This is a genomic window from Stenotrophomonas sp. STEN031, assembly GCF_056759975.1.
In genome coordinates this window covers 77,072-98,821 of the sequence record NZ_JBRREA010000004.1, presented here as the reverse complement: position 1 = coordinate 98,821, position 21,750 = coordinate 77,072, and the positions used below count along the sequence as shown (strand labels likewise).

Annotated in this window: 20 protein-coding genes and 1 pseudogene; 13 read left to right on the top strand and 8 right to left on the bottom strand. The window is 66.1% G+C overall.

Annotated features, from left to right (window positions below; translation table 11 throughout):
* Nucleotides 1-426 precede the first annotated feature (426 nt).
* Genes ACVOLQ_RS02915 through pdxH form a run of 4 tightly spaced genes read right to left on the bottom strand, consistent with a single transcriptional unit; the run spans nucleotide 427 to nucleotide 2,616 of the window.
* Nucleotides 427-1,227: a cobalamin-binding protein gene (locus tag ACVOLQ_RS02915; protein ID WP_481527048.1), complete on the bottom strand. Its 801-nt coding sequence runs from the start codon at nucleotides 1,225-1,227 to the stop codon at nucleotides 427-429.
* Nucleotides 1,227-1,565, bottom strand: coding sequence for a YqfO family protein (locus ACVOLQ_RS02910; RefSeq protein WP_481527004.1), 339 nt, complete (start codon nucleotides 1,563-1,565; stop codon nucleotides 1,227-1,229). Before ACVOLQ_RS02910 ends, ACVOLQ_RS02915 begins: the two co-directional genes overlap by 1 nt.
* The gene (gene aac(6'), locus ACVOLQ_RS02905) at nucleotides 1,562-2,020 is read right to left on the bottom strand and encodes an aminoglycoside 6'-N-acetyltransferase (protein ID WP_481527003.1); all 459 of its coding nucleotides are present in this window, start codon (nucleotides 2,018-2,020) and stop codon (nucleotides 1,562-1,564) included. Before aac(6') ends, ACVOLQ_RS02910 begins: the two co-directional genes overlap by 4 nt.
* Complete coding sequence (pdxH, locus tag ACVOLQ_RS02900; RefSeq protein WP_313172940.1) at nucleotides 2,017-2,616, bottom strand: pyridoxamine 5'-phosphate oxidase; 600 nt, start codon at nucleotides 2,614-2,616, stop codon at nucleotides 2,017-2,019. The genes aac(6') and pdxH overlap by 4 nt, the downstream gene beginning before the upstream one ends.
* 42 nt (nucleotides 2,617-2,658) lie before the next feature.
* Between pdxH and ACVOLQ_RS02895 the strand changes: the two genes are divergently transcribed.
* Nucleotides 2,659-3,492: a kinase gene (locus ACVOLQ_RS02895; protein WP_313172939.1), complete on the top strand. Its 834-nt coding sequence runs from the start codon at nucleotides 2,659-2,661 to the stop codon at nucleotides 3,490-3,492.
* A gap of 101 nt (nucleotides 3,493-3,593) precedes the next feature.
* Here ACVOLQ_RS02895 and ACVOLQ_RS02890 read toward each other — a convergent pair whose 3' ends face one another.
* Complete coding sequence (locus tag ACVOLQ_RS02890) at nucleotides 3,594-3,797, bottom strand: dodecin family protein (protein WP_313172938.1); 204 nt, start codon at nucleotides 3,795-3,797, stop codon at nucleotides 3,594-3,596.
* A 99-nt stretch (nucleotides 3,798-3,896) separates the two neighbouring features.
* Between ACVOLQ_RS02890 and ACVOLQ_RS02885 the strand changes: the two are divergent.
* From ACVOLQ_RS02885 to mdtD, 6 genes and pseudogenes are all read left to right on the top strand, one after another.
* Nucleotides 3,897-4,418: pseudogene (locus ACVOLQ_RS02885) on the top strand (shikimate kinase); the annotation flags it as partial.
* A gap of 18 nt (nucleotides 4,419-4,436) precedes the next feature.
* Nucleotides 4,437-5,546: a 3-dehydroquinate synthase gene (gene aroB, locus ACVOLQ_RS02880; protein ID WP_481527047.1), complete on the top strand. Its 1,110-nt coding sequence runs from the start codon at nucleotides 4,437-4,439 to the stop codon at nucleotides 5,544-5,546.
* Nucleotides 5,547-5,833: 287 nt separating this feature from the next.
* Nucleotides 5,834-6,085, top strand: coding sequence for a WGR domain-containing protein (locus ACVOLQ_RS02875; protein WP_293716036.1), 252 nt, complete (start codon nucleotides 5,834-5,836; stop codon nucleotides 6,083-6,085).
* Between the two features lie 60 nt (nucleotides 6,086-6,145).
* On the top strand, nucleotides 6,146-7,219 hold the full coding sequence (gene hemE, locus ACVOLQ_RS02870) for a uroporphyrinogen decarboxylase (protein ID WP_481527002.1): 1,074 nt from the start codon (nucleotides 6,146-6,148) through the stop codon (nucleotides 7,217-7,219).
* A 75-nt stretch (nucleotides 7,220-7,294) separates the two neighbouring features.
* Nucleotides 7,295-7,933, top strand: coding sequence for a hypothetical protein (locus ACVOLQ_RS02865; protein ID WP_313172936.1), 639 nt, complete (start codon nucleotides 7,295-7,297; stop codon nucleotides 7,931-7,933).
* Between the two features lie 64 nt (nucleotides 7,934-7,997).
* Entirely contained in the window at nucleotides 7,998-9,419 is a 1,422-nt protein-coding gene (mdtD, locus tag ACVOLQ_RS02860; RefSeq protein WP_481527001.1) for a multidrug transporter subunit MdtD, read from the top strand.
* A 9-nt stretch (nucleotides 9,420-9,428) separates the two neighbouring features.
* Here mdtD and ACVOLQ_RS02855 read toward each other — a convergent pair whose 3' ends face one another.
* The gene (locus ACVOLQ_RS02855) at nucleotides 9,429-12,986 is read right to left on the bottom strand and encodes a hybrid sensor histidine kinase/response regulator (RefSeq protein ID WP_481527000.1); all 3,558 of its coding nucleotides are present in this window, start codon (nucleotides 12,984-12,986) and stop codon (nucleotides 9,429-9,431) included.
* Nucleotides 12,987-13,032: 46 nt separating this feature from the next.
* On the bottom strand, nucleotides 13,033-16,572 hold the full coding sequence (locus ACVOLQ_RS02850; RefSeq protein ID WP_481526999.1) for a hybrid sensor histidine kinase/response regulator: 3,540 nt from the start codon (nucleotides 16,570-16,572) through the stop codon (nucleotides 13,033-13,035).
* A gap of 184 nt (nucleotides 16,573-16,756) precedes the next feature.
* On the opposite strand from ACVOLQ_RS02850, the gene ACVOLQ_RS02845 reads away from it, so the two are divergent.
* The 4 genes from ACVOLQ_RS02845 (at nucleotide 16,757) to ACVOLQ_RS02830 (ending at nucleotide 19,384) form a co-directional block, all read left to right on the top strand.
* Entirely contained in the window at nucleotides 16,757-17,443 is a 687-nt protein-coding gene (locus tag ACVOLQ_RS02845) for a YceI family protein (protein ID WP_313172932.1), read from the top strand.
* The gene (locus ACVOLQ_RS02840) at nucleotides 17,440-18,018 is read left to right on the top strand and encodes a cytochrome b (protein WP_313493030.1); all 579 of its coding nucleotides are present in this window, start codon (nucleotides 17,440-17,442) and stop codon (nucleotides 18,016-18,018) included. Before ACVOLQ_RS02845 ends, ACVOLQ_RS02840 begins: the two co-directional genes overlap by 4 nt.
* Nucleotides 18,015-18,587 carry a YceI family protein gene (locus tag ACVOLQ_RS02835; RefSeq protein ID WP_481526998.1) on the top strand — a complete coding sequence of 191 codons (573 nt, stop codon included), beginning with the start codon at nucleotides 18,015-18,017 and terminating at the stop codon, nucleotides 18,585-18,587. The genes ACVOLQ_RS02840 and ACVOLQ_RS02835 overlap by 4 nt, the downstream gene beginning before the upstream one ends.
* A gap of 227 nt (nucleotides 18,588-18,814) precedes the next feature.
* The gene (locus tag ACVOLQ_RS02830; protein ID WP_481526997.1) at nucleotides 18,815-19,384 is read left to right on the top strand and encodes a DUF922 domain-containing Zn-dependent protease; all 570 of its coding nucleotides are present in this window, start codon (nucleotides 18,815-18,817) and stop codon (nucleotides 19,382-19,384) included.
* A gap of 6 nt (nucleotides 19,385-19,390) precedes the next feature.
* On the opposite strand, the gene ACVOLQ_RS02825 is transcribed toward ACVOLQ_RS02830, so the two are convergent.
* Nucleotides 19,391-19,615: a glutaredoxin family protein gene (locus ACVOLQ_RS02825; protein ID WP_313493032.1), complete on the bottom strand. Its 225-nt coding sequence runs from the start codon at nucleotides 19,613-19,615 to the stop codon at nucleotides 19,391-19,393.
* 95 nt (nucleotides 19,616-19,710) lie between these two features.
* On the opposite strand from ACVOLQ_RS02825, the gene ACVOLQ_RS02820 reads away from it, so the two are divergent.
* On the top strand, nucleotides 19,711-21,093 hold the full coding sequence (locus ACVOLQ_RS02820; RefSeq protein ID WP_481526996.1) for an L-serine ammonia-lyase: 1,383 nt from the start codon (nucleotides 19,711-19,713) through the stop codon (nucleotides 21,091-21,093).
* 55 nt (nucleotides 21,094-21,148) lie between these two features.
* A complete protein-coding gene (locus ACVOLQ_RS02815; protein WP_481526995.1) occupies nucleotides 21,149-21,730 on the top strand; it encodes a hypothetical protein in 582 nt (193 codons plus the stop codon).
* Nucleotides 21,731-21,750 lie beyond the last annotated feature (20 nt).

Here is a 21,750-nt window from a genome sequence, read left to right as displayed (position 1 = left end):
GTTCGGGAGGGGTAAGCTCTTGCGGCCTTTCCCGCATTGCCAGCTTCGCGGCTTACGCCGCTCCCACATCCGAACGGCGATGCGCTTCTGCTCCCTCCCTTTTGCGCAGCAAAGGGGGGAGGGCTGGGGAGGGGTAAGCTTTTACGGCCTTTCCCGCATTGCCAGCTTCGCGGCATACGCCGCTCCCACATCCGAATGGCGATGCGCTTCTGCTCCCCCCCTTTTGCGCAGCAAAGGGGAGGGTTCGGGGAGGGGTAAGCTCCTGCGGCCTTTCCCGCATTGCCAGCTTCGCGGCTCACGCCGCTCCCACATCCAAACGGCGATGCACTTCTGCTCCCTCCCTTTTGCGCAGCAAAGGGGAGGGTTGGGGAGGGGTAAGCTTTTGCGGCCTTTCCCGCATTGCCAGCTTCGCGGCTTACGCCGCTCCTACACGGCCCCTGCCCGCTTTGACCATTGATTGATGATCTGCGCGATGGCCTGCACGCCATCGGTCAGCGCCGCTGGCCCGGGCTGCAGGATCAGTGGCGACTTGATCTCATGCAGTTCGCCATCCCGCACCGCATTGATCGCCTCCCAGCCCGGACGTGCGGCCACCCGCTCCGGGCGGAACTTCTTGCCGCACCAGGAACCGATGATGATGTCTGGATTGCGCGCAATCACCGGATCGCCATCGGCAAGGATGCGCGCCTTGGCCAGCGGCTCGCGTGACAACTCCGGGAATACATCGATGCCGCCGGCAATCTCCACCAGCTCCGCACCCCACTGGATGCCGGTGATGATGGGCTCATCCCATTCCTCGACATAGACGCGCGGGCGCTGCGGCAGCCTTGCCGCATGCGCGGCTATTGCATCCAATCCGCGCTGCAATTGGTCGGCATAGGCGTTGGCACGGGCCGCCACACCCACCAGCCCGCCCAGGCGGCGGATGTAATCGAGGATGCCGGCCACGCTGCGGTGGTTGGCAATCCACACCTCCACTCCGTTACGGATCAGCTCGGCGGCGATATCGGCCTGGATGTCGGAAAAGCCAATCGCCAGGTCCGGCTTGAGCTTGAGGATCTCGCCGACCTTGGCGCTGGTGAAGGCGCTGACCTTGGGCTTGTCGCGGCGCGCCTGCGGCGGCCGCACGGTGAAACCGCTGATGCCGACGATGCGGTCCTGCGAGCCCAGGGCATACAGCGTCTCGGTAGGTTCTTCGGTAAGGCAGACAATGCGACGCGGGCCGATCATGCGACGGCAAACTCCGTTGTATCGACGAAAACCGCCGGGCTATTCCATGGGTGATGCGCGGCAATCGCGTGCAGCAAGCGCTGCAGGCGCTGTGCATCACGTGCTATGCAGAACTCCAGCCGCACCGTCGGCTGCTGCACCCGTTCACCGCCCTGCCCCTGCACGCTGCGGGTGCCGGGCAGTACCCGATACTGCTCATCGGCAGCGCTCTCCCACATACCCTCGGCGTAACCGCCTGCGGCAAGATCATCAACGGCAAGAATGCCCTGCTTCAACCGCGCCAGATCCGCCGGCGGCACGAATACGGTAATGCGGTAGACCGGCTGCAGCTTCATGCCGCCGGGCCGTCCAACGGCATGCGGTAATAGATCACCCGCTCGGTCTCGGTGAAGCCGCTGCCCAGATGTGCGGCTTGCGCCACCGCATTGTCCAGGGCCGTGTCCGATGCCAGCTCATTGCATCCCTGCGCAACTGCCCAGCGGGCAACCTCGGCTACCAGCGCACGCCCGATGCCCTTGCCACGCAACGCCTCGACCACGTACCAGCCTTCCAGAAATCCCACCGGTGAGCTGGCCGTGCCATTGACATAGTCATGGCGCAGATTGGCTTCGGCCAGACCCACCGACCGGTCCTGGTCGAAGGCAAGCAGCACGGTGCCACCTTCTTGCAGCAACTGTTGCAGCTCGGCCAGCTCGGTCCCGCAGTCCGGCCACAGCGCGCGTCGCAGCTGCGCCCATGCCGGCCAGTCACTGGCCAGCGCGCGACGGATCACGGGGCCGGCTGTATTCATGGATACAGCATCCGCTTGCCCCACTCGCCTGCGGCGTCGGCTTCGTAGCACCAGCGTTCGTGCAGGCGGAAATCGGCGCCGTACCAGAACTCGATGCGCCGCGGCACGATACGCACCCCACCCCAACCCTCCGGGCGTGGTACCTCACGGCCTTCAAAGCGCTGTTCGAAACCGGCCAGACGCTGCTCGAACTCCTCGCGCGAAGCCAGCGGCTGCGATTGCACCGACGCCCAGGCACCAATCTGGCTCATGCGCGGGCGGCTGGCGAAGTAAGCATCGGATTCGGCCGCGGTTACCAGCTGCGCATCACCTTCAATGCGTACCTGGATGCCGGCCTCGCGGAGGCTGCGCCACAGGAACAGCAGTGCCGCCGCGTGGTTGTCATGCAGCTCGCGGCCCTTGCGGCTATCCAGATGCGTGTAGAACACGAAGCCACGCTCGTCGAAAGCCTTGAGCAGCACGGTGCGTGCCGATGGCCGGCCATCGATGTCCACGGTCGCGACGGTCATCGCGGTGGCATCGATCTCTCTGCCAGCCTTGGCCTCTTCAAACAATGCGGCGAAAGTCGAAAGCGCTTCTGCGTAAAGATTGGTCATGGTCCTGCTTCGTAGGGCACGTGTTTGGGCTATTGTGGCGGCATGTCCCCCGTTCCGCACAGTTTTTCCCAACGCCGCTTCGCGCCGGCACTGGTTGCACAGGCGCTGGATGATGCATTGGCCAGTGCCGACGCTACGCCGGTACTGGCGATCAGCGGCGTACAGGGCAGCGGCAAGTCAACGCTGGCAGCACAGATCGTGGATCTGGCACGCACGCGCGGCCTGTGCGCCGCCGCCGTGTCCATCGACGACACCTACCTGACCCGTGCGCAACGGCAACGGCTGGCCGATCGCGTGCACCCCTTGCTTGCCACACGCGGGCCACCGGGAACACATGACCTGGCACTGGCGCTGGCCACGTTGGATGCGGCCAAGGCAGGCCAAGGCTTCCTGTTGCCGCGTTTCGACAAGCTCGCCGACGAACGCGTGCCGGAAGCGCAGTGGAAAAGAATCGAACAACCCCTCGACCTGCTGGTATTCGAAGGCTGGTTCCTGGGCACCCCGGCTGAAACCGATGCTGCCCTGCAGATGCCATTGAACGCATTGGAGCGCGACGCCGATGCCGACGGCACCTGGCGACGCTGGTGCAACCAGGCGCTGGCCGAACACTACCCGGCCTTGTGGCGGCGCTTTGACCGGCTGTGGATGCTGCAACCACCCAGCTTCGCGGTGGTGCCGCACTGGCGCTGGCAGCAGGAACAAGCCCTGCAGCAGGCCTCACCCGGCCGCAGCAGCATGACCCGTGCGCAGCTGGAGCGTTTCGTGCAGTTCTACGAACGCATCAGCCGGCAGGCACTGCGTACCCTGCCGGGCATCGCCGACCGGGTCATCGCGCTGGACGCGCAACGGCAACCATTGGCCGACACCGCGGATTGAAGCATTGCGGCTGGCAAGGCCGGATCACCCCGCAGGAACAGCTCGACGGCGATAGCGCCGCCGAACCGTTGCCGGCGCTCGCGCAACAACGCGCGGCGCGATCACTGCACCAGGAAGGTGATCCGCAGGTTGACCCGCCATTCGATGATGTTGCCATCGCCATCGGTGACAACCTTGGTCTCGTTGACCCACGCACCCTGGATGCCCTTGACCGTCTCGGCCACCTTCTTGATGCCGCTACGTACCGCATCCTCGACGCTGGTTTTGGAGGCCGCGCTGACTTCAATGATTTTCGCCACTGACATGTCCAACTCCTTGGTTGCACCACGAACCATTCGTGGAACTTCCGAGCTTGGCTGCTACCGTGTTAAGGCACTGACACGAGGTGCTAGCATCTTCCGGTAATGAATCCCGCCCCCAATCTCATCCTGGTCGGCCCCATGGGCGCCGGCAAAACCAGCATCGGCCGCCGCCTCGCCGAGCGCTTTGGGTTGGTATTCGTGGATGCCGACCAGGCCATCGTCGACGACGTGGGCTCCAGCATCCCGGCCATATTCGAGAACGTCGGCGAAGCCGGCTTCCGTGCCCATGAAAAGCGGGTACTGACCCGCCTGTTGGCCGGCAGCGGCCAATTGATTTCCACCGGCGGCGGTTGCGTGCTGGATCCGGACAATCGCCGGCACATCCGCCAGCACGGCTTCGTGGTCTACCTGCGGGTCAGCGTGGCCTCGCAACTGGCGCGGCTGCACCGCGACAAGACCCGCCCCCTGCTGCAGCGCGAGGACCGCGAACAGGTGCTGCACACCATGGCTGGCATCCGCGATCCGCTTTACCGCGAAGTAGCCGACCTGATCATCGATACCGACCTCTATACCCCCGCCGATGCCACCGCGCACACCGTAACCCGGCTTGTCGCGCAATGGCAGATCCTGGAACCCACCCGCATGACCGCCCCCACCCGCACCGTCGCCGTCGGCGGCGACCACCCCTACCAGATCCATATCGGCCCGGACCTGCTGTCCCAGGCGCAGACACTGGCCGGCGCCATCCGTGGCCGCCATGTACTGCTGGTCAGCGACGACACCGTCGCACCGCTATACCTGGCCCAGGTGCAGACCGCGCTGCTGGCAGCCCGCCCCGACCTGAAGATCGGCCAGTTCATCATCCCCGCCGGGGAAGCCTCCAAGACGCTGGAAAACTTCAGCGGCGCAATCAATGCATTGGCGACCCTGGGCGCCACCCGCGACGCCTGCGTGCTGGCCCTGGGTGGCGGCGTGGTCGGCGACCTGGCCGGCTTTGCCGCCGCCTGCTGGATGCGCGGGGTCGACTGCGTGCAGCTGCCGACCACCCTGCTGTCGATGGTCGATTCCTCGGTAGGCGGCAAGACCGCGGTGGACATCCCGCAGGGCAAGAACCTGGTCGGCGCCTTCCATCCGCCGCGCGCGGTGGTGGCCGATACCGCCGCCCTGCGCAGCCTGCCGCTGCGCGAGCTGCGCGCCGGCCTGGCCGAAGTCATCAAGTACGGCGCCATCCGCGACCCGCTGTTCTTCCAGTGGCTGCAGGCCGAACGCGAGGCGCTGCTGGCCGGTGACGACAGCGCGCTGGCCCAGGCCATCGCCCGCAGCTGTGAGCACAAGGCCGAGATCGTCGCCCGCGATCCGCTGGAAAAAGGCGAGCGTGCCCTGCTCAACCTCGGCCACACCTTCGGCCATGCCATCGAAACCGCACAGGGCTATGGCGCGCCGGGCAACGACAACCTCAACCATGGCGAGGCGGTGGCGGTCGGCATGGTGCTGGCAGCGCAGTTGTCGGCCGCGCTGGGCATGGCCGATGCGGCCGATACCGAGGTCCTGCGTGAACTGCTGCAGGCCTACGGCCTGCCAACCCGCATCCCCGCCGGCCTGGATGCCGAGGCCTTGCTGGGACATATGCGGCTGGACAAGAAGAACATCGCCGGCCGCCTGCGGCTGGTGCTCTGGCGCGGCATCGGCAAGGCCGAGGTGGTGCCGGATGTGGATGAAGCGGCGGTGTTGGCGGTGCTGCGGCAGGGCTGAGCGGCAAGTCGACCACCGCGCTCTGAAGCCCCTCTCCCTGCGGGGTGAAAGGGGCAGCTTGCGAACCACTGGTTCGCTGCCCATTGAACGCCCTTGCGCTGGCGCAAGGGTCGGGGGCGCGTAGCGGGGGTTGGGGTGAGGGTCCGGGCGAAGCCTGATGGCGTCAAAAGAGCATGGGGCTTCGCCCGCACCCTCATCCGCCCTTCCGGCACCTTCTCCCGCCGGGAGAAGGAGGACGCGGCCCCCAAAACCAGCCCAAAACCCGCACAACGGCTACAATCGCCGCCATGCGCGTCCTACTGCAACAGCCGCCCAGCGGCAATGAAGCCCCCCGCTACGTTCAACTGTCCCTGGTGCCGGATCTGCTCGGCGGCTGGGAGTTGCTGCGTGAAAGCGGCCAGACCGGTGGCCGCATCCAGCTGCGCCGCGAACTGTTCCTGCAGCACGACGAGGCCGTGCATGCCTTCGAGAAGGCCCGCGACGGCCAGATCAAGAAAGGCTTCCAGGTGATGTTCACCGCCGGCCAGCCCGCGCCCTGATTTCCGCATTCCTCGCAGGTGCGCCGCAGCGCGCCTGCGGTTCTTACCCAGGAGTTCCATGTGACCAGCCCACTTCGCAATGACCGCTTCCTGCGCGCCCTACGCCGCGAGCCCGTGGACTACACCCCCGTCTGGCTGATGCGCCAGGCCGGCCGCTACCTGCCGGAGTACCGGACCACCCGTGCCCGCGCCGGCAGCTTCCTGGGCATGGCCAAGAACCCGGAAGTCGCCTGCGAAGTAACCCTGCAGCCGCTGGAGCGCTTCGACCTGGATGCCGCCATCCTGTTCTCGGACATCCTCACCGTGCCGGACGCCATGGGCCTGGGCCTGTACTTCGTCGATGGCGAAGGCCCCAAGTTCAAGCATCCGGTGCGTGATGCCGCCGCGGTCGCCAAGCTGGCGGTGCCGGACATGGAGACCGAACTGCGCTACGTGATGGACGCGGTGCGCCTGATCCGCCGCGAGCTGGACGGCAAGGTGCCGCTGATCGGTTTCTCCGGCAGCCCATGGACCTTGGCCTGCTACATGATCGAAGGCGGCGGCAGCAAGGATTTCGCCCGCATCAAGGCAATGGCGCTGAACGAGCCCAAGGCCCTGCACCAGCTGCTGGAGGTGGTGACCGATGCGGTCATCGCCTACCTGTCGGCACAGCGCGCGGCCGGTGCGCAGGCCCTGCAGGTGTTCGACACCTGGGGCGGCGTGCTCGGCCCGGCGATGTACCGCGAGTTCTCGCTGCGTTACCTCAACCGCATCGCCAGCGAGCTCAAGCGCGGCGACGGCGCCGAGCGCACCCCGCTGATCCTGTTCGGCAAGGGCACCGGCCAGTACGTCGCCGAGCTGGCCGCCAGCGGCGCTGAAGGCGTGGGCGTGGACTGGACCATCTCGCTGGAAGACGCTGCACGCGCAGCCGGCGGCAAGGTCGCGCTGCAGGGCAACCTGGACCCGACCACGCTGTACGGCTCGCCCGATGCGATCAGCCGCGAAGTCGGCAAGGTGCTGGACAGCTATGCCGCCGGCAATGGCGGCTCGCGCGAAGGCCATGTATTCAACCTCGGCCACGGCATGTCGCCGGACATGAACCCCGAGCACGTCGCCGTGCTGGTGGATGCGGTGCATCGCCTCAGCCGCCGCTGAGGTCCGAAGGCCCGGAAGCTTGACTTCAATCTTCCGGGCCCGGACGCTGGGCGCCCCTCATCAGGCCCACGTCCCATGTCCAAACCTTGCAAGTCTCTGCTGTTGGCATTGGCAATCGCTGCGCCACTCGCAGCAAGTGCTGCACCACCGCCACTGCAGTTGGGCGAGGATGACTTCCCGACGCTGGCCGCGTTTCCTGAAGTCGCACAGCTGACCATTTTCAGCACCGGACCGATGGACTTCCCGACCAGCTGCAAACAGATCCGCATTGCGCGAGCGGAAGAAATCGCACCACGCTGGCGGCCGTACATCACCCGCCTTTCGCTCGACCGCTGCAGCACCGAATCCGTCGGCACCGATGCCATGCAGGACACCTCGTACGATGCCAGCGCCAGGATCAAGCCCGGATTGGTGACACTGTACGGCTTGCCGGTCATCGAGACCCGCGAAACGCTGGCCGAAATGTACGGCAACCGCACACTGGTACTTGCAGTTCCGCTGCAGAAGGCAGTAGAGAAAATAGGCCCGATCAGCGAGCGCAACTGCGCACCGCGGGCGCGCAACAACCCTGGCATCCCAACCAACTGCAAGATGGAGCGCATTGACGAGGACAGCTGGAGCATCACCATCGGCGAACTCAACTCCACCATCATGCTGAGCCGGAACCCTGACGATTCCGGATCAACCCTGTACACCATTGGCGGCGGCGATTGATCTACGCGGCATCTGCACACGCATCGGAGGACGATGAAGGCCTGCCTGTGCGCGAGCCGTCCTGATGTCCCCCGCTCCCCCGCTCCCCCTGCCCGCCAGCTCTGCCCAGAAACCCCTGCTATGGCTGGTGTCGCTGGCCATTTTCATGCAGATGCTGGACTCGACCATCGTCAACACGGCCTTGCCGGCGATGGCACGCAGCCTGGGCGAAAGCCCGTTGCAGATGCAGTCGGTGGTGTTCAGCTATGCACTGGCAGTGGCCACTTTCATCCCCGCATCGGGCTGGATCGCCGACCGCTTCGGCACGCGCCGCACCTTCCTCGGCGCAATCGTGCTGTTCACCCTGGGCTCACTGGCCTGTGCACTGTCACCGACGCTGCAGTGGCTGGTGGCGTCGCGCGTGCTGCAGGGCATAGGCGGCGCGATGCTGCTGCCGGTGGGCCGCCTGGCGGTGATGCGCTCGGTGCCACGCGAACAATTCCTCTCGGCGATGAGCTTCATCGCCATCCCCGCGCTGATCGGCCCCCTGCTGGGCCCGACCCTCGGCGGCTGGCTGGTGGAGGTCGCTTCCTGGCATTGGATCTTCCTGATCAACCTGCCAATCGGCGTGATCGGCTTCGTCGCCGCGCTGAAAATCATGCCCGACCACTATGGCCAGCGGAAACAGCGCTTCGATCTGGCCGGCTACCTGATGCTTGCGTTCGGCATGATCGCCCTGTCGCTGGCATTGGACGGCGTCTCGGCGGTCAACTCGGCGCACGCCGTGGTGCTGTTGCTGGCCGTGGTTGGCATCGCCGCATTGGCGGGCTATTGGCTGCATGCCGCCAGCGCGGCCAGTGCGCTGTTTCCGCTCAGCCTGTTCAAGGTGATCAGCTTCCGCATCGGCATCCTCGGCAACCTGTTCTCGCGCATCGGCAGCGGGGCGATGCCCTTGTTGATTCCGCTGCTGCTGCAGGTGGGCATGGGCCTGAGCCCGATGACCGCCGGCATGATGATGATTCCGGTGGCGTTGTCCGGCATGGCCGCCAAGCGCGCTGCGGTGACGCTGGTGGAACGTTTTGGCTACCGCCGCATCCTGATGATCAACACCGTCTGCGTGGGCCTGGCGATGGCCAGTTTCGCCCTGATCACCGCCGAGCAGCCCTTGTGGTTGCGGCTTACCCAGCTGGCGATCTTCGGCGCGGTGAATTCAATGCAGTTCACCGTAATGAACACCGTTACCCTGCGCGACCTGGACACGCATCAGGCCAGCAGCGGCAACAGCCTGTTGTCGATGGTGATGATGCTGGCTACCGGCTTTGGCGCCGCGACCGCGGGCAGCCTGCTGGCGGCCTTTGGCGAACATTTGAGCGGCCACGGCGCAACCGCGGCGCTGCATGCCACCTTCCTGTGCGTGGGTGCCATCACCCTCAGTTCGACCCTGGTGTTCTGGCAGTTGCCCGACAACCGCCCGCATCCGCGCGCGGTTGAAGAGGTCGCCGAATAGTCGCCCGCCTCAATCCTGTGCGGCCTGCGCCTGTTGCCGACGCTGCGCGTCAAGTACCCCGGCAATGGCCTCCAGCAGCATCTGCGCGGTCACCGGCTTGCGCAGGAAGTCGGCGAAGCCTGCTTCGCGCGCCAGTGGTTCGGCCTCGCCATCGGAACGCGCGGTCACGGCGATCAATGGCATTTCGTAGCCCATCGTCTTCAACTGCCGGGCCAGCCCAAAACCGTCGATGCCGGGCAGGTCCAGATCCAGCAACGCCACATCGAACTCCTGGCTGGACAACTCGGCCAGCGCCGCCAGACCATGTGCCGCATGCACCGCACCATGTCCGTGCACTTCCAGCAAACCACGGATAACCGCGGCAATGGTCGGGTCATCCTCCACCAGCAGCACGCGCTGCGGCGGCAGGTTCATCCAGGTGTTGTTGCCAGCGTCATCATCCATCGAGGTCGGCGGCACTTCCCAGGCCAGCGGCAGGTCGACGATGAAACGCGTGCCCTCGCCCAGGCTGCTCTCCACATCGATGCTGCCGCCCATTGCCATGCTCAACTCATTGCAGATGGCCAGGCCCAGGCCGCTGCCGCCGTAGCGTGCTGCGGTACGTGCGCCGTCCGCCTGTTCGAAACGGCGGAACAGGCGCTGCTGTTGCTCGGCACTGATCCCGGGGCCGGTGTCGCTGACCTCGAAACGCACGCCCTTGCCCCCTTCCTGCAGGCGTACGCGCAGGCTCACCGAACCACGGCTGGTGAACTTGATCGCATTGCCGAGCAGATTGAGCAGGATCTGCCTGAGTCGCATCACATCGCCGGTCAATCGCGTCCGCGGCGATGCGTCATTGTCAAAATCAAAGGCCAGCCCGCGTCGTTGTGCCAGCGGCTCCATCAGCCCACGCACGTCTTCAAGCAGCTGCCGCAGCTCCAGCGGTTGATTCTGCAGTTCCAGCCGACCAGCCTCGATGCGGGCCAGATCCAATGCATCGTTGACCAGCCGCAACAGGTGTTCGCCGGCGCGGCGGATCGACTGTGTATAGCCGCGCTGGCGCTCATCCAGTGGCGTGGCCAACAACAGCTCGCTCATGCCCAACACACCGGTCATCGGCGTCCGCACCTCATGCCCAAGCGTCGCCAGGAAGCGCGTCTTGGCCAGCGAGGCCTGTTCGGCCAGCTCCTGCTTGTGGCGTGCCAACTGCCATTCATTGCGCCTGCGCAGACGCCGCTGGTACAGCCAGGCGCCCCCCAGGGTCAGTGCCACGCCAAGCACGAGGAACGTCATCACGCCGGCCGGACTGCGCACCCAGGGTGGCTGCACCCGGAACGCCAACGTCTGCACCGGTGACCAGACGTTGTCCGACGTTGCCGCCTGGATTTCCAGCTGATAGCGTCCCGGCGGCAGCCGTGAGAACACCCGATCGCCACTGGCCCCGACATCCACCCAGTCCGGGTCGTAGCCGGCCAGACGGAAGCGATAGGTATTGGTGGCCGAGTCGGCGAAGGAGAGCAATCGCGCCGCAATGCGCAGATCACGGTCGCCATCGAGGATCTGCAGCGGCGACTCGAGCGTGATGTCACGCTCCTTGTCACCACGGCGCACGCTGACCCGTTCGATGATCAACGGCGGCCGACGGGTCGAAGGCTTGACCTGATCGGGATCGAACAACACCACGCCATCGGGCGTGCCACCGGCAAGCTGGCCGCTGCGCGCCTGTACCAGCGAACGGCGACGGAACTCCTGCCCTGGCAGGCCATCATGCACGCCATACAGGCGCACCGAACGATTGGCCGGATCAATGCGGATCAGGCCGCGCGCACTGATCGCCCACGCCACGCCTTCGGCATCGACCAGCAGGCCGGTCGCCGCCAGCATCGGGAAGCCCTGCTCGGCGCCCACCCGATCCAGCAGCGTCATCCGCTGCCCATCCCACAGATAGCGGTCCATGCGCCCCAGGCCAGCGATCCAGACCACGCCGGTATCGGTGACATTGAAGGTGGACACCCGTCCCGCTGGTCCGCCCGGCACCGGCGTGAAGCGCCCGCTCTGTGACTGCCAGGCGTGGAGGCCGGTGCCGGCCGCCAACCACAGGTGATCGCCCGGGCCACACTGCATGTCTTCCACCAGCACTTCCGGCACGCCGGCCTGCCCCGGCTGCAGCTGCAGCAGCACACGCCCATCGGCATCCCGCTGCTGCATGCCCCCGTCTTCGGAGTAGATCCAGATCCGTCCGCCATCACAGCTGCGCACGATATCGGCATCGCCGACCATCGCCGCATCCTTGCCGTCACCGCTGTGCCAGCGCTGCACGGCACCGTCGCGCGGGTCATAGCGCACCAGCGCATCGAGGCTGCCAATCCAGACCTTGCCACGCGCGTCCTCCACCACCGATTGCGGCCAGTTGGTGCCATCAACCGCCTGCAGGTGATGCTGGACATCGCCGGTGCCCGGATCCAGTCGATCCAGGGCACCGCGCGTACCGACCACCCAGATGCCACCGGAGGCGGATGGCGCCAGCGCCAGCGCATAGGGATTGCGCAGCGAGGCGGGATCATCCAGATGCCGCGACAGCACCGAGAACTGTCGCCAGCTCGGCGGCAGATGCCATAGGCCAGCATTGGTGCTGGCGAACCACAGGCCGCCTTCGCGATCCTCGTAGGCACTGGACCAGTTGGGCTTTACGATTCCGCGTTCCTGCGAGCTGTACAGCGGCACATTGCGCACCACGCTGCTACGGATGCGGCCCAGCCCCGAGCGGGTATCCAGCCAATAGCTGCCGTCGGCGGAATACTGCAGCATGTTGAATACGTCGCCTGGTGCAGCACCTGCCCAACTGGCTGCTTCAAAACGACCGTCGGCATGACGCAGCACAACGCCCTCGTTGGTGGCCACCCACAGCCGGCCCTGCTTGTCCACCTTCAAGCCGTTGATGCGCGGCGATGGCAACAACGCACTGCTGACCCGGTCGAAGCCTGCGCCGTTCCAACGCGCCAGGCCGCCCTTGGTGCCGACCCAAAGACTGCCATCGGGCGTGACCGTCATGTAGGTCACCGACGCCGCCGGCAGGCTGTGTTCGTCCCCTGCGATCGGCATGGAGCGTCGGATGTTGCCTTCCGGATCCAGTCGGTGCAGGCCACCGGTGGCGGTACCGAACCAGACATTGCCATCGGCCGTGGAGGCGATGGCCCAGATCGTATTGCTGCCAATCTGCGGATAGGTCTGCTGGTCGAAAAAGGTGAACTTGAGGCGGTCCGGCGACAACATCACCAGTCCGGCGTTCTGCGTGCCAATCCACAGACGATTGGACTTGTCCGTGTGCAGGCTCCACACCACGTTGTCGCGCAAGCCGTTCTCGGCACGCCAGATGCGGTAGTTGCGGCCGTCGTAACGGGCCAGGCCGTCACGGCTGGCCAGCCACAGGTAACCGGTAAGGTCCTCGGCGAAGGCGTTGATGTTGCTCGATGGCAGGCCATCGGCCACGGTCAGCTGCCGCGGCTGCGGCGTTGCAGGCACTTCGGCAGCCGCGGATGCCGTGATCAGCAGCAACCCGCCCAGCAACATCCCTGCAAACCATTTCATCAAACCCTGCCTCCTGCCGCGCCGCCCAGCGCGTTTGTGATGGCACCTATTGTGCCTGTCCCGTCGCTGCCAGGGCTTCGGCAATCGCATCGACCAGCATCTGCCCGGTCACCGGCTTGCGCAGGAAGCCCACCATCCCGGCCGCACGCGCCAACTGTTCGGCCTGCGCGTCGGCACGTGCGGTCACCGCGATCAACGGGAAACGATGCCCGGAGCCGCGCAACTGGCCAGCCAACGCTATGCCATCCAGGGCTGGCAGATCCAGGTCCAGCAGGCCGACATCGAATGTCTGCCCGCCCACCTCGGCCAGCGCCGCCAAACCATGTGCCGCGTGTATCACCTGATGGCCGCGTGCGGTCAGCAGGCCGGTGATTACCTGCGCCACGGTCGGATCATCTTCAACCAGCAAGACCTGCAGCGGCTGCAGCGCAGTGCCGGACTCGGCCACCGCCGCAGCGGCGCTGCCAGCCGCCGAATACTCCCAGCGCAAAGGCACTTCGAGGACGAAGCGCGCGCCTTCCCCCAGGCGGCTTTCGACCCGCATGCGGCCCCCCATCGCCATGGCCAGTTCCTGGCAGATCGCCAGCCCCAATCCACTGCCGCCGTAACGCGATGCGGTGCGGTTGCCATCGGCCTGTTCGAAACGCTGGAACAGGCGGCTTTGCTGTTCGGCACTGATGCCCGGCCCGGTATCCCGCACGCTCAGGCAGATGCCGCTCTGCCCGGGCAGCAGCTCTGCCGCCACCGACACCTTGCCGCGTTCGGTGAACTTGATCGCATTGCCCAGCAGGTTCATCAGGATCTGCCGCAGGCGCATCGCATCGCCCACTACCATGACCGGCGTTGGAAACGCTGCCGCGGGTTCAAACACCAGTCCACGGCGCTCGGCCATCGGTGCCATCAACGCGCTTACTTCCTGCAGCAGGCGGCCGAGCTCGAAGGGACGATTATCAAGCTCCAGCTTGCCTGCCTCGATGCGCGCCAGGTCCAGGGCATCATTGACCAGCCCGAGCAGGTGCGTGCCGGCCTGTTGGATGGCGTTGGCGAAACGCTGTTGGCGCGCATCCAGCTCGGTGCCCAGCAACAGCTCAGTCATGCCCAGCACGCCAGTCAGCGGCGTGCGCACCTCATGGCCCAAGGTTGCCAGGAAGCGGGTTTTCGCCTCCGAGGCCTGTTCGGCCAGTTCCTGCTTGTGCAGCGCCAACTGCCATTCATTGCGCCGCCGCTCGCGGCGCCGGTAGCCGAACACCGCCGCCGCCGCCAACAATCCGAGCAGCAGTGCCCAGGCCGCCAGCGCCCAGCTGCTGCGCCACCAAGGCGGTGCGACGTCGATCTGCAGTGTCTGCGCGGGGGTCCACGGACCATCGGCCGCCGCACCCTGCACCTGCATGCGATAGGTGCCGGCGGGCAGCCGCGATACCAGCCGTTCGCCGTCACTGCCCAGATCCACCCAGTTCTGGTCATAGCCTTCGATCTGGACCCGGAAACGGTGCCGCGCCGGATCCACATAGGACAGCAGGCGTCCGGTCACCCGCAGATCGCGGTCGCGTGGGCCGAGATGGATCAAGGGGCCTTTCAGCCGCTGCTCGCGCGCGGCATCGTCGCGACGCACACCTATCGACTCGATCACCAACTGCGAGCCTACCGGCGCGGCAACCTTGGCGTCGGGGTTGAAACTGAGCAGCCCCGTGGCGGATACCGCCAATGCCCGGCCGCAGCCTGCGTGCGCGGGCGGCCTGGCGGTGAACTCGGTGTCAGTCAGGCCATCGCCTTCTTCCAACACCCGCACCCGCGCTGCGCCCGGCTGCCACCATAACAACCCGCGCGTGGTCGTCGCCCACAACTGACCACTGCAGCCCGCCACCAGGCCGCCGATCGCTGCCGCCGGCACCCCGTCATCGGTGCCCAGCCGTTGCTGCAGGGAGAAGCCACTGGCGTCATGGCGATAGCGCTCCAGCGCACCATCGCGCGCCAGCCACGCGCTGCCATCAGCAAGGAACACCAGGTCGTAGACCATGCCTTCCGACACCCCGGCAACACTGACGAAGCGCTTGCCATCAAAGCGCTGCACGCCGGCGCCACCGACCAGCCACAGGCTGCCATCAGTGCCCAGTCGCAGTTGTTCAACCAGCTTCTCCGGCAAGCCGGAGGCGGTGCCCTGCGGATAGGCCGCCAGCAACCGGCCATCGGCCGCACGGTGCTGCAGGCCATAGTTGATGATGGACAACCACATGCTGCCGTCGGCGGCCAGTCGCATCAGGTCAGCGCGCTGGGTCGGATCGTCGCCCACCCCCAGGTTGATACGGCGGACCTGCCCGTCCGATGGCCGGTATAGCGTGATGCCACCTGCACGCCCCAGCCAGATCACACCGTCACTGCCACGCTGCACCGACCAGATACTGCCCGGCCCCAACTGCGCCTCGCCGGCCAACTGCGACAACTTGCCGGCCGCATCCAACTGGTACAGGCCGTGCCCGCCCACCACCAGGAATCCATTGCCATCAGCCGCCGAGTTGATCAGGTACAGGCTCTCCAGCGACTTGCCGTCGAGCTGATAGTGGCTGGAAAAACGCGACCAGTCCGGGCGCAGGTAGGCCATGCCCTGGGTCAGCAATGCCGTCCAGATGCCGCCCTCATGATCCTGCAGCAGATCCAGTACGCCACTGCTGCCGGTCAGGAAGCCGCTGCCACCGTCGCCTTCCAACAACTGCAGGCGTTGCGCGTCCCCGCGATACAGTCCATTGGAGCTGCCCATCCAGTAGCGCCCATCGCGATCGTGCAGCACCACCGCCGCACGCGTCTGTGCGGCCTGCGGCCAGGGCGCCGGTGATACCGCGCCATCATCCATGACCCGGTACAGGCCTTCATCGGTGCCCACCCAGATGCCGCCATCGCGGTCACCGCTCAGCCGGATCACATCCTTGCCCTGCAGCAGCGGCGAGCGCACGCTGGCGAAGCCGGCCCCCGGCCGCCAGCGCACCAGCCCGGACGTGGTTCCGATCCAGATACTGCCGTCCTTGCCCGGCAACAAGGCATAAATCGTGTCATCGGGCAGACTGCGCGGGTCGTCGGGCCGGTGCTGGTAACGGCTGATCCGGCCATCGGCATGCAACAGGCAGATGCCGCTCCCGCTGGTGCCTACCCAAAGGTCGGTGCCCTGGGTGGCCAGTGCCCATACCTGGTGTTTACAGATCGCCTCCAGTTCGGCGAAACGGGTAAAACGCTGCCGGTTGGCGTCCAGCATTGCCAGCCCAGCGCCATTGGCACCCACCCATACCCGGTCGCGGGAATCGATAAGCATCGTTTCCAGGGTGTTGCCCGGCAGCGAACCGGACACCTGCGGATCATGCCGCCAGACCCGCAAATGGGTACCGTCATAGCGCGCCAGACCATCGTCGGTGGCCGCCCACACATAACCATGGCGGTCCTGGGCCAGCGCAAGCACGGTGCGTGACGGCAGACCCTCGGCCACCCCCAGACGCCGCATGCGGGGGGTTTCAGCCAGATCCAGGGCGGCCGCCAGGCACGGCCACAACAACAGCAACGCCAACACGCCCAGCCGCGTACCTCGAAGAATCCATTTCATCAACGCCCGACACTCCCCATCGCGGACCGGCATGTATCACCACCCAACCGCCGCGACTTTAGCGCCGCCCCCGGCCCCGGGCAAAGTAACCCGAACCGGCTACGTAACAAACCGTTGCGCAATATGCGCACAAACCCTCACCTGCATCCGCCTAGAATCCCCTATCCCGACCCGGAGCCGGACCTTGCTGCCACGCCTGCTATTGCTGACCTGCGCACTGCTGTCCTTTGCCGCAAGTGCCGCCAATGAACGCTACCGGTTCGATCCGGTGCATACCCGGGTGTTGTTCTCCATCGAGCACGCCGGCTTCTCGCATGCGCTGGGAACGGTGTCCGGCAGCGAAGGCGTGCTCGACTTCGACCCGCAGGACTGGGCCACCGCACGACTGGAGGTGATGGTTCCGGTCACCCGCCTGGACCTGGGCGATGACAAATGGAACCAGGCAACCCTGGCGCGCAACCTGCTCGATGGCGCGCGCTTCCCGCAGGCACGCTTTGTGTCCAGCCGGATCGAGCCGATCGATGCCAACCATGCCCGTGTCGTCGGCCAGCTGACCCTGCGCGGAGTGAGCCGCGAGGTGGCGCTTGACGTCACCCTCAACGCCCTCAAACGGCACCCGCTGCCACCGTTCCGGCGTACTGCTGGATTCTCGGCAAGTACGACGCTCAGCCGCGCCGACTTTGGCATCGACGCGTGGCCTTCGCTGATCGGCGACAAGGTCGAGCTGCGCATCGAGGCCGAAGCGGTGCGCGATGCTGGCGCTGAAGCGCCGCCGGCGGCAGCCGACCCTGTCCCCACGCCAGACAACAGCCTCGAAGACGCCGCCGACGCGGCCCTGAAATCAGCAGCAGAAACGGAAAACCACCCATGAGCCTGAAAAACACCGCACAACGCTGGGGCAGCCTCAGCAAAAGCCTGCACTGGCTGATCGCCCTGCTGATCCTGGCCCTGGGCATCGTCGGCCTGACCATGGGCGAGTTCCCGAAGACGCCCAAGTACTTCTGGATCTACACGATGCACAAGTCCATCGGCATCACCGTGCTGGTGCTGGTGGTGGTGCGCCTGCTGTGGCGCCTGTACGCAGGCGCCCCCGAGCCGGTACCGGGCACCCCGAGCTGGCAGGAACGCATTGCCTCGGCCACGCATTGGTTGCTGTACGTGCTGATGTTCGCCATTCCGCTGTCCGGCTGGCTGTACGACTCGGCCAGTGGCCTGCGGCCATTCAAGCTGTTCGGGCTGGTCGAAATGCCGAAGCTGGTGGCCCCGAGCGAACAGGCCAGCCAGTTCTCCCACGCCATCCACGAGTGGGGCTTCTGGGCGCTGATCCTGTTGGTGCTGGCACATGCAGCGGCTGCGTTCTATCACCACATTCATCTACGCGATGCCACGCTGGCACGCATGCTGCCGCAAGGCTGGCTCAACCTTCCGCAAAAGGATTCCGCATGAACATCAAGCTCACTTCTCCCGCCGCAGTCGCTGCTGCCCTGGCCGGCATGCTGGCGGTTGCCCCGGCCATGGCCGCCGATTACCAGCAGGCACCGGGTGCCGGCTCCATCCTGGTGTTTGCCAGCAAATATGATGGTGAAGTGTTCACCGGCAGCTTCCCCGGCTTCCAGACCCAGGTCAGCTTCGATCCGGCCAATCCGGCAGCAGGCAAGCTGGACGTGACCATTCCGCTGGCCGGTGCCAAGAGCGGCAATACCGACCGTGATTCCACCCTGCAGGGCGCGGACTTCTTCAACGTCGCCAGATTCGCCCAGGCCCGTTACACCGCCAATGGCTTCCGCGCGCTGGGCAACAACCAGTTCGCCGCCGACGGTACGCTCGAACTGCGCGGCATCAGCAAGCCGGTGACGCTGACCTTCACCTGGGCGGAAGGTGCACAGCCGGTATTGACCGGCAAGGCAACGGTCAAGCGCCTGGACTTCGGCGTGGGCGGCGGCGACTGGGCCGACACCAAGACCATCCCCGACGAAACCGCGATCAGCACCATCGTCAAGCTCAACGCGAAATAAGCCAGGGGGCACCGCCCTGTTGACCCGCAGCGTGGGCGTCGGCCCCGCGGCGGGGCCGGCCCCACCCGAAGCCCGCGGTGCGCGCGCCCCCTGACATCAAAGCCGCCCAGCGGGTTTGTGGCCCCCCCCCCTCCCCGCCAACCCACACCCCAAAAAAACCCCGGGCGCCCCCCCCGGGCTCCCCCCCCGCGGGCCGGCCGCCCCCGCGCCGGGCCCTGCCCAACCGGATGCCTGCTCTGCGCACGCCACGTTCCATCATCGCCGCACTACTGTTTGTAGCCAGCCACGCGTCCGCTTCCGAGCAGTTGGACATCAGCTACTACCCGATCAGCGGTGATACCCCGGCACAGCTGCTGCAGGCCATGCAGGACAATGGCCCACAGGCCGATGACGGCAGCCGCTTCCATGGTTACACGCGCTGGAACGTGCGCTGGAACTACCAGACCACTTCACGCAGCAACGACTGCGTGCTGCAACGTGTAGACACCCAGGTCAACGGCAGCATCACCCTGCCCAAATGGACCGGCGAGCATACGGCCGACGCCAAACTACGCGAACGCTGGCACAACTACAGCACGCTCCTGCGCGAACACGAGCAAGGCCACTACCGGTTTGCGCTGGATGCAGCGGCCGAAATACGCCGGCAACTGGCAGCGCTGCCACCCCAGCGCAGCTGTGAAGCCCTGGTCCAGCAGGCCAATCAGCTGGGCGCGTCGCTGGTCGAGCTGCAGCGGCAACGCGAAATCGCCTACGACCGGGATAGCAACCATGGCCGCAACAACGGCCTGGAGCTCTAGCCCCGGTCAGGCCAACAGCCAGTGTTGCAGGCCCGGTACATCGAACGGCCAGTCCAGTTCCCTGCCCGCGGCATCCCGCAGCACCGGCACGCGCGTGCCATAGCTGGCTTCCAGTGCATCGTCCTCATCGATGAACACACTGTCGAAATCCGGTGCCCGCGCCTGCGCCAACACTGCCAACGCCAGGTCGCAGAGGTGGCAATCGTCACGCTGGTACAGAGTCAATCCCATCGTCCATCGGCTCCGGCAATGCTGCGCTGCAGCCATGGCCTGCAGCAAGGAACCCGTAGAATAGCCGCCATCTCAATGCAGTAAACAGAATCAGCATGTCCGTCAGTACGTTCGACCTGTTCAAGATCGGCATCGGCCCGAGTTCGTCACACACCGTGGGCCCGATGCGCGCGGCCGAACGCTTCGTCCACCGCTGGCTGCTGGATCCGGGCCAACTGGACAACACCGTGCGCATCCGCGCCGAAGTCTTCGGCTCACTGGCCCTCACCGGGCGTGGCCACGGCACCGACAAGGCAGTGCTGCTGGGTCTGGAAGGTCACCGGCCCAACGAGATCGACCCGGACATCATCCCGGCCACGCTGGAGCGCATCCGCAGCAGCAAGCGCATCAAGCTGATGGGCCAGCGCGAGATCGCCTTTGATGAAAAGCGCGATCTGGCCCTGAACAAACGCCAGAAGCTGCCGTATCACACCAACGGCATGCGCTTCACCGCCTACGATGCCGATGACCAGATCATCGCCACCCGCGACTATTACTCGGTCGGTGGTGGCTTCGTGGTCAACGAGGACGATGCCGCCGACGACCGCATCGTGCCCGACCAGACACCCATCCCCTATCCGTTCAAGAGCGGCGACGAGCTGCTGGCGCAGGCCGCGCGCAGCGGCCTGAGCATCGCCCAGATGATGTTCGAGAACGAGAAGTGCTGGCGCAGCGAGGAAGAGATCCGCGCCGGCCTGCGCGAGATCTGGGACGCCATGCAGTCCTGCGTCACCCGTGGCATCCGCTCCGAAGGCACCCTGCCCGGCGGCCTGCACGTCAGCCGCCGCGCGCCCACCCTGTACCGCGAGTTGTCCTCGCGGCCTGAAGCCGCCATGCGCGACCCGCTGACCACGCTGGACTGGGTCAACCTGTACGCACTGGCGGTCAACGAGGAAAACGCCGCCGGTGGCCGTGTGGTCACCGCGCCCACCAATGGCGCGGCCGGCATCATTCCCTCGGTGCTGCACTACTACGACCGCTTCTGCCCGGGCAGCAACGAGCAGGGCGTGTTCAACTTCCTGCTGACCGCTGCCGCCATCGGCATCCTGTACAAGGAAAACGCCTCGATCAGTGGCGCCGAAGTCGGCTGCCAAGGCGAAGTGGGCGTGGCCTGCTCGATGGCTGCCGGCGGTTTGATGGCCGCCCTGGGCGGCAACCCCGGGCAGATCGAGAACGCTGCCGAAATCGGCATGGAGCACAACCTCGGGCTGACCTGCGACCCGATCGGTGGGCTGGTGCAGATTCCCTGCATCGAGCGCAACGCGATGGGCGCGGTCAAGGCGATCAACGCCAGCCGCATGGCCATGCGTGGCGACGGCAAGCACAAGGTCTCGCTGGACAAGGTGATCAAGACCATGCGCGACACCGGCCGCGACATGCAGGACAAGTACAAGGAAACCAGCCGGGGCGGCCTTGCCGTCAACGTCATCGAGTGCTGAGCCGCACAAAGGCAGACGCTGGCCCCGCCGGGGCTGGCGCCTGCTGCTGTTCCTGATGCTGTGGCTGGCTGCCAGCTGGCTGTGGAGCAGTTACTGGACGGCGGTGCCCGGGCAAGGCGCCGTCGCCGCCGATGGCCGTTTCAATCTGCCCTTGGACATCCGCCCGCAGGAGCACTGGGCGCTGAATCTGGATCTCCATCGCGGCAGCTTGAGCGACGCGCAATTCGCGCACCGCACCACGCTGTGGAAGCAGGGAACGCCGGACATCGGCGTGATCACCCTGCACTGGCGACTACTGGCAAACAACGGGCAGCAGGTCGCCGCAGGCAGCGACCTCTTCCACCGCATCGACAGTTGGTCGGCGGACACCGTCAGCTGCAGCCAGCCCCTGCCCCCCATCGCACCGGGGCGCTACCGGTTGGTCGGTCAACTGGACGTCGTGCCCGCCAGCGTCGCCGGCATGGACATGGCGGTGGCGGTCAGGGCCGCCAATGGCAAGGCATGGAAGAGCTGGCAGATCGATCTGGCGTGGTGGATGGCACTGCTCAACCTGCTGTTCGTCCTGCCCGTGAGCATCCTCCTGCTGCTGATCCTGCTCGCCAACACGTTGTGGCGGCGACGTCGTCGCCCGCACTAGCCACAAGCAGGCGCCGACCT

Bases quoted from the DNA above. Each gene is read 5' to 3' on its own strand.
- ACVOLQ_RS02910 (WP_481527004.1), bottom strand. From the start codon at position 1,565: ATGAAGCTGCAGCCGGTCTACCGCATTACCGTATTCGTGCCGCCGGCG.
- pdxH (WP_313172940.1), bottom strand. From the start codon at position 2,616: ATGACCAATCTTTACGCAGAAGCGCTTTCGACTTTCGCCGCATTGTTT.
- ACVOLQ_RS02895 (WP_313172939.1), top strand. From the start codon at position 2,659: ATGTCCCCCGTTCCGCACAGTTTTTCCCAACGCCGCTTCGCGCCGGCA.
- ACVOLQ_RS02890 (WP_313172938.1), bottom strand. From the start codon at position 3,797: ATGTCAGTGGCGAAAATCATTGAAGTCAGCGCGGCCTCCAAAACCAGC.
- aroB (WP_481527047.1), top strand. From the start codon at position 4,437: ATGACCGCCCCCACCCGCACCGTCGCCGTCGGCGGCGACCACCCCTAC.
- ACVOLQ_RS02875 (WP_293716036.1), top strand. From the start codon at position 5,834: ATGCGCGTCCTACTGCAACAGCCGCCCAGCGGCAATGAAGCCCCCCGC.
- ACVOLQ_RS02865 (WP_313172936.1), top strand. From the start codon at position 7,295: ATGTCCAAACCTTGCAAGTCTCTGCTGTTGGCATTGGCAATCGCTGCG.
- mdtD (WP_481527001.1), top strand. From the start codon at position 7,998: ATGTCCCCCGCTCCCCCGCTCCCCCTGCCCGCCAGCTCTGCCCAGAAA.
- ACVOLQ_RS02855 (WP_481527000.1), bottom strand. From the start codon at position 12,986: ATGAAATGGTTTGCAGGGATGTTGCTGGGCGGGTTGCTGCTGATCACG.
- ACVOLQ_RS02850 (WP_481526999.1), bottom strand. From the start codon at position 16,572: ATGAAATGGATTCTTCGAGGTACGCGGCTGGGCGTGTTGGCGTTGCTG.
- ACVOLQ_RS02840 (WP_313493030.1), top strand. From the start codon at position 17,440: ATGAGCCTGAAAAACACCGCACAACGCTGGGGCAGCCTCAGCAAAAGC.
- ACVOLQ_RS02835 (WP_481526998.1), top strand. From the start codon at position 18,015: ATGAACATCAAGCTCACTTCTCCCGCCGCAGTCGCTGCTGCCCTGGCC.
- ACVOLQ_RS02830 (WP_481526997.1), top strand. From the start codon at position 18,815: ATGCCTGCTCTGCGCACGCCACGTTCCATCATCGCCGCACTACTGTTT.
- ACVOLQ_RS02825 (WP_313493032.1), bottom strand. From the start codon at position 19,615: ATGGGATTGACTCTGTACCAGCGTGACGATTGCCACCTCTGCGACCTG.
- ACVOLQ_RS02820 (WP_481526996.1), top strand. From the start codon at position 19,711: ATGTCCGTCAGTACGTTCGACCTGTTCAAGATCGGCATCGGCCCGAGT.
- ACVOLQ_RS02815 (WP_481526995.1), top strand. From the start codon at position 21,149: ATGCTGTGGCTGGCTGCCAGCTGGCTGTGGAGCAGTTACTGGACGGCG.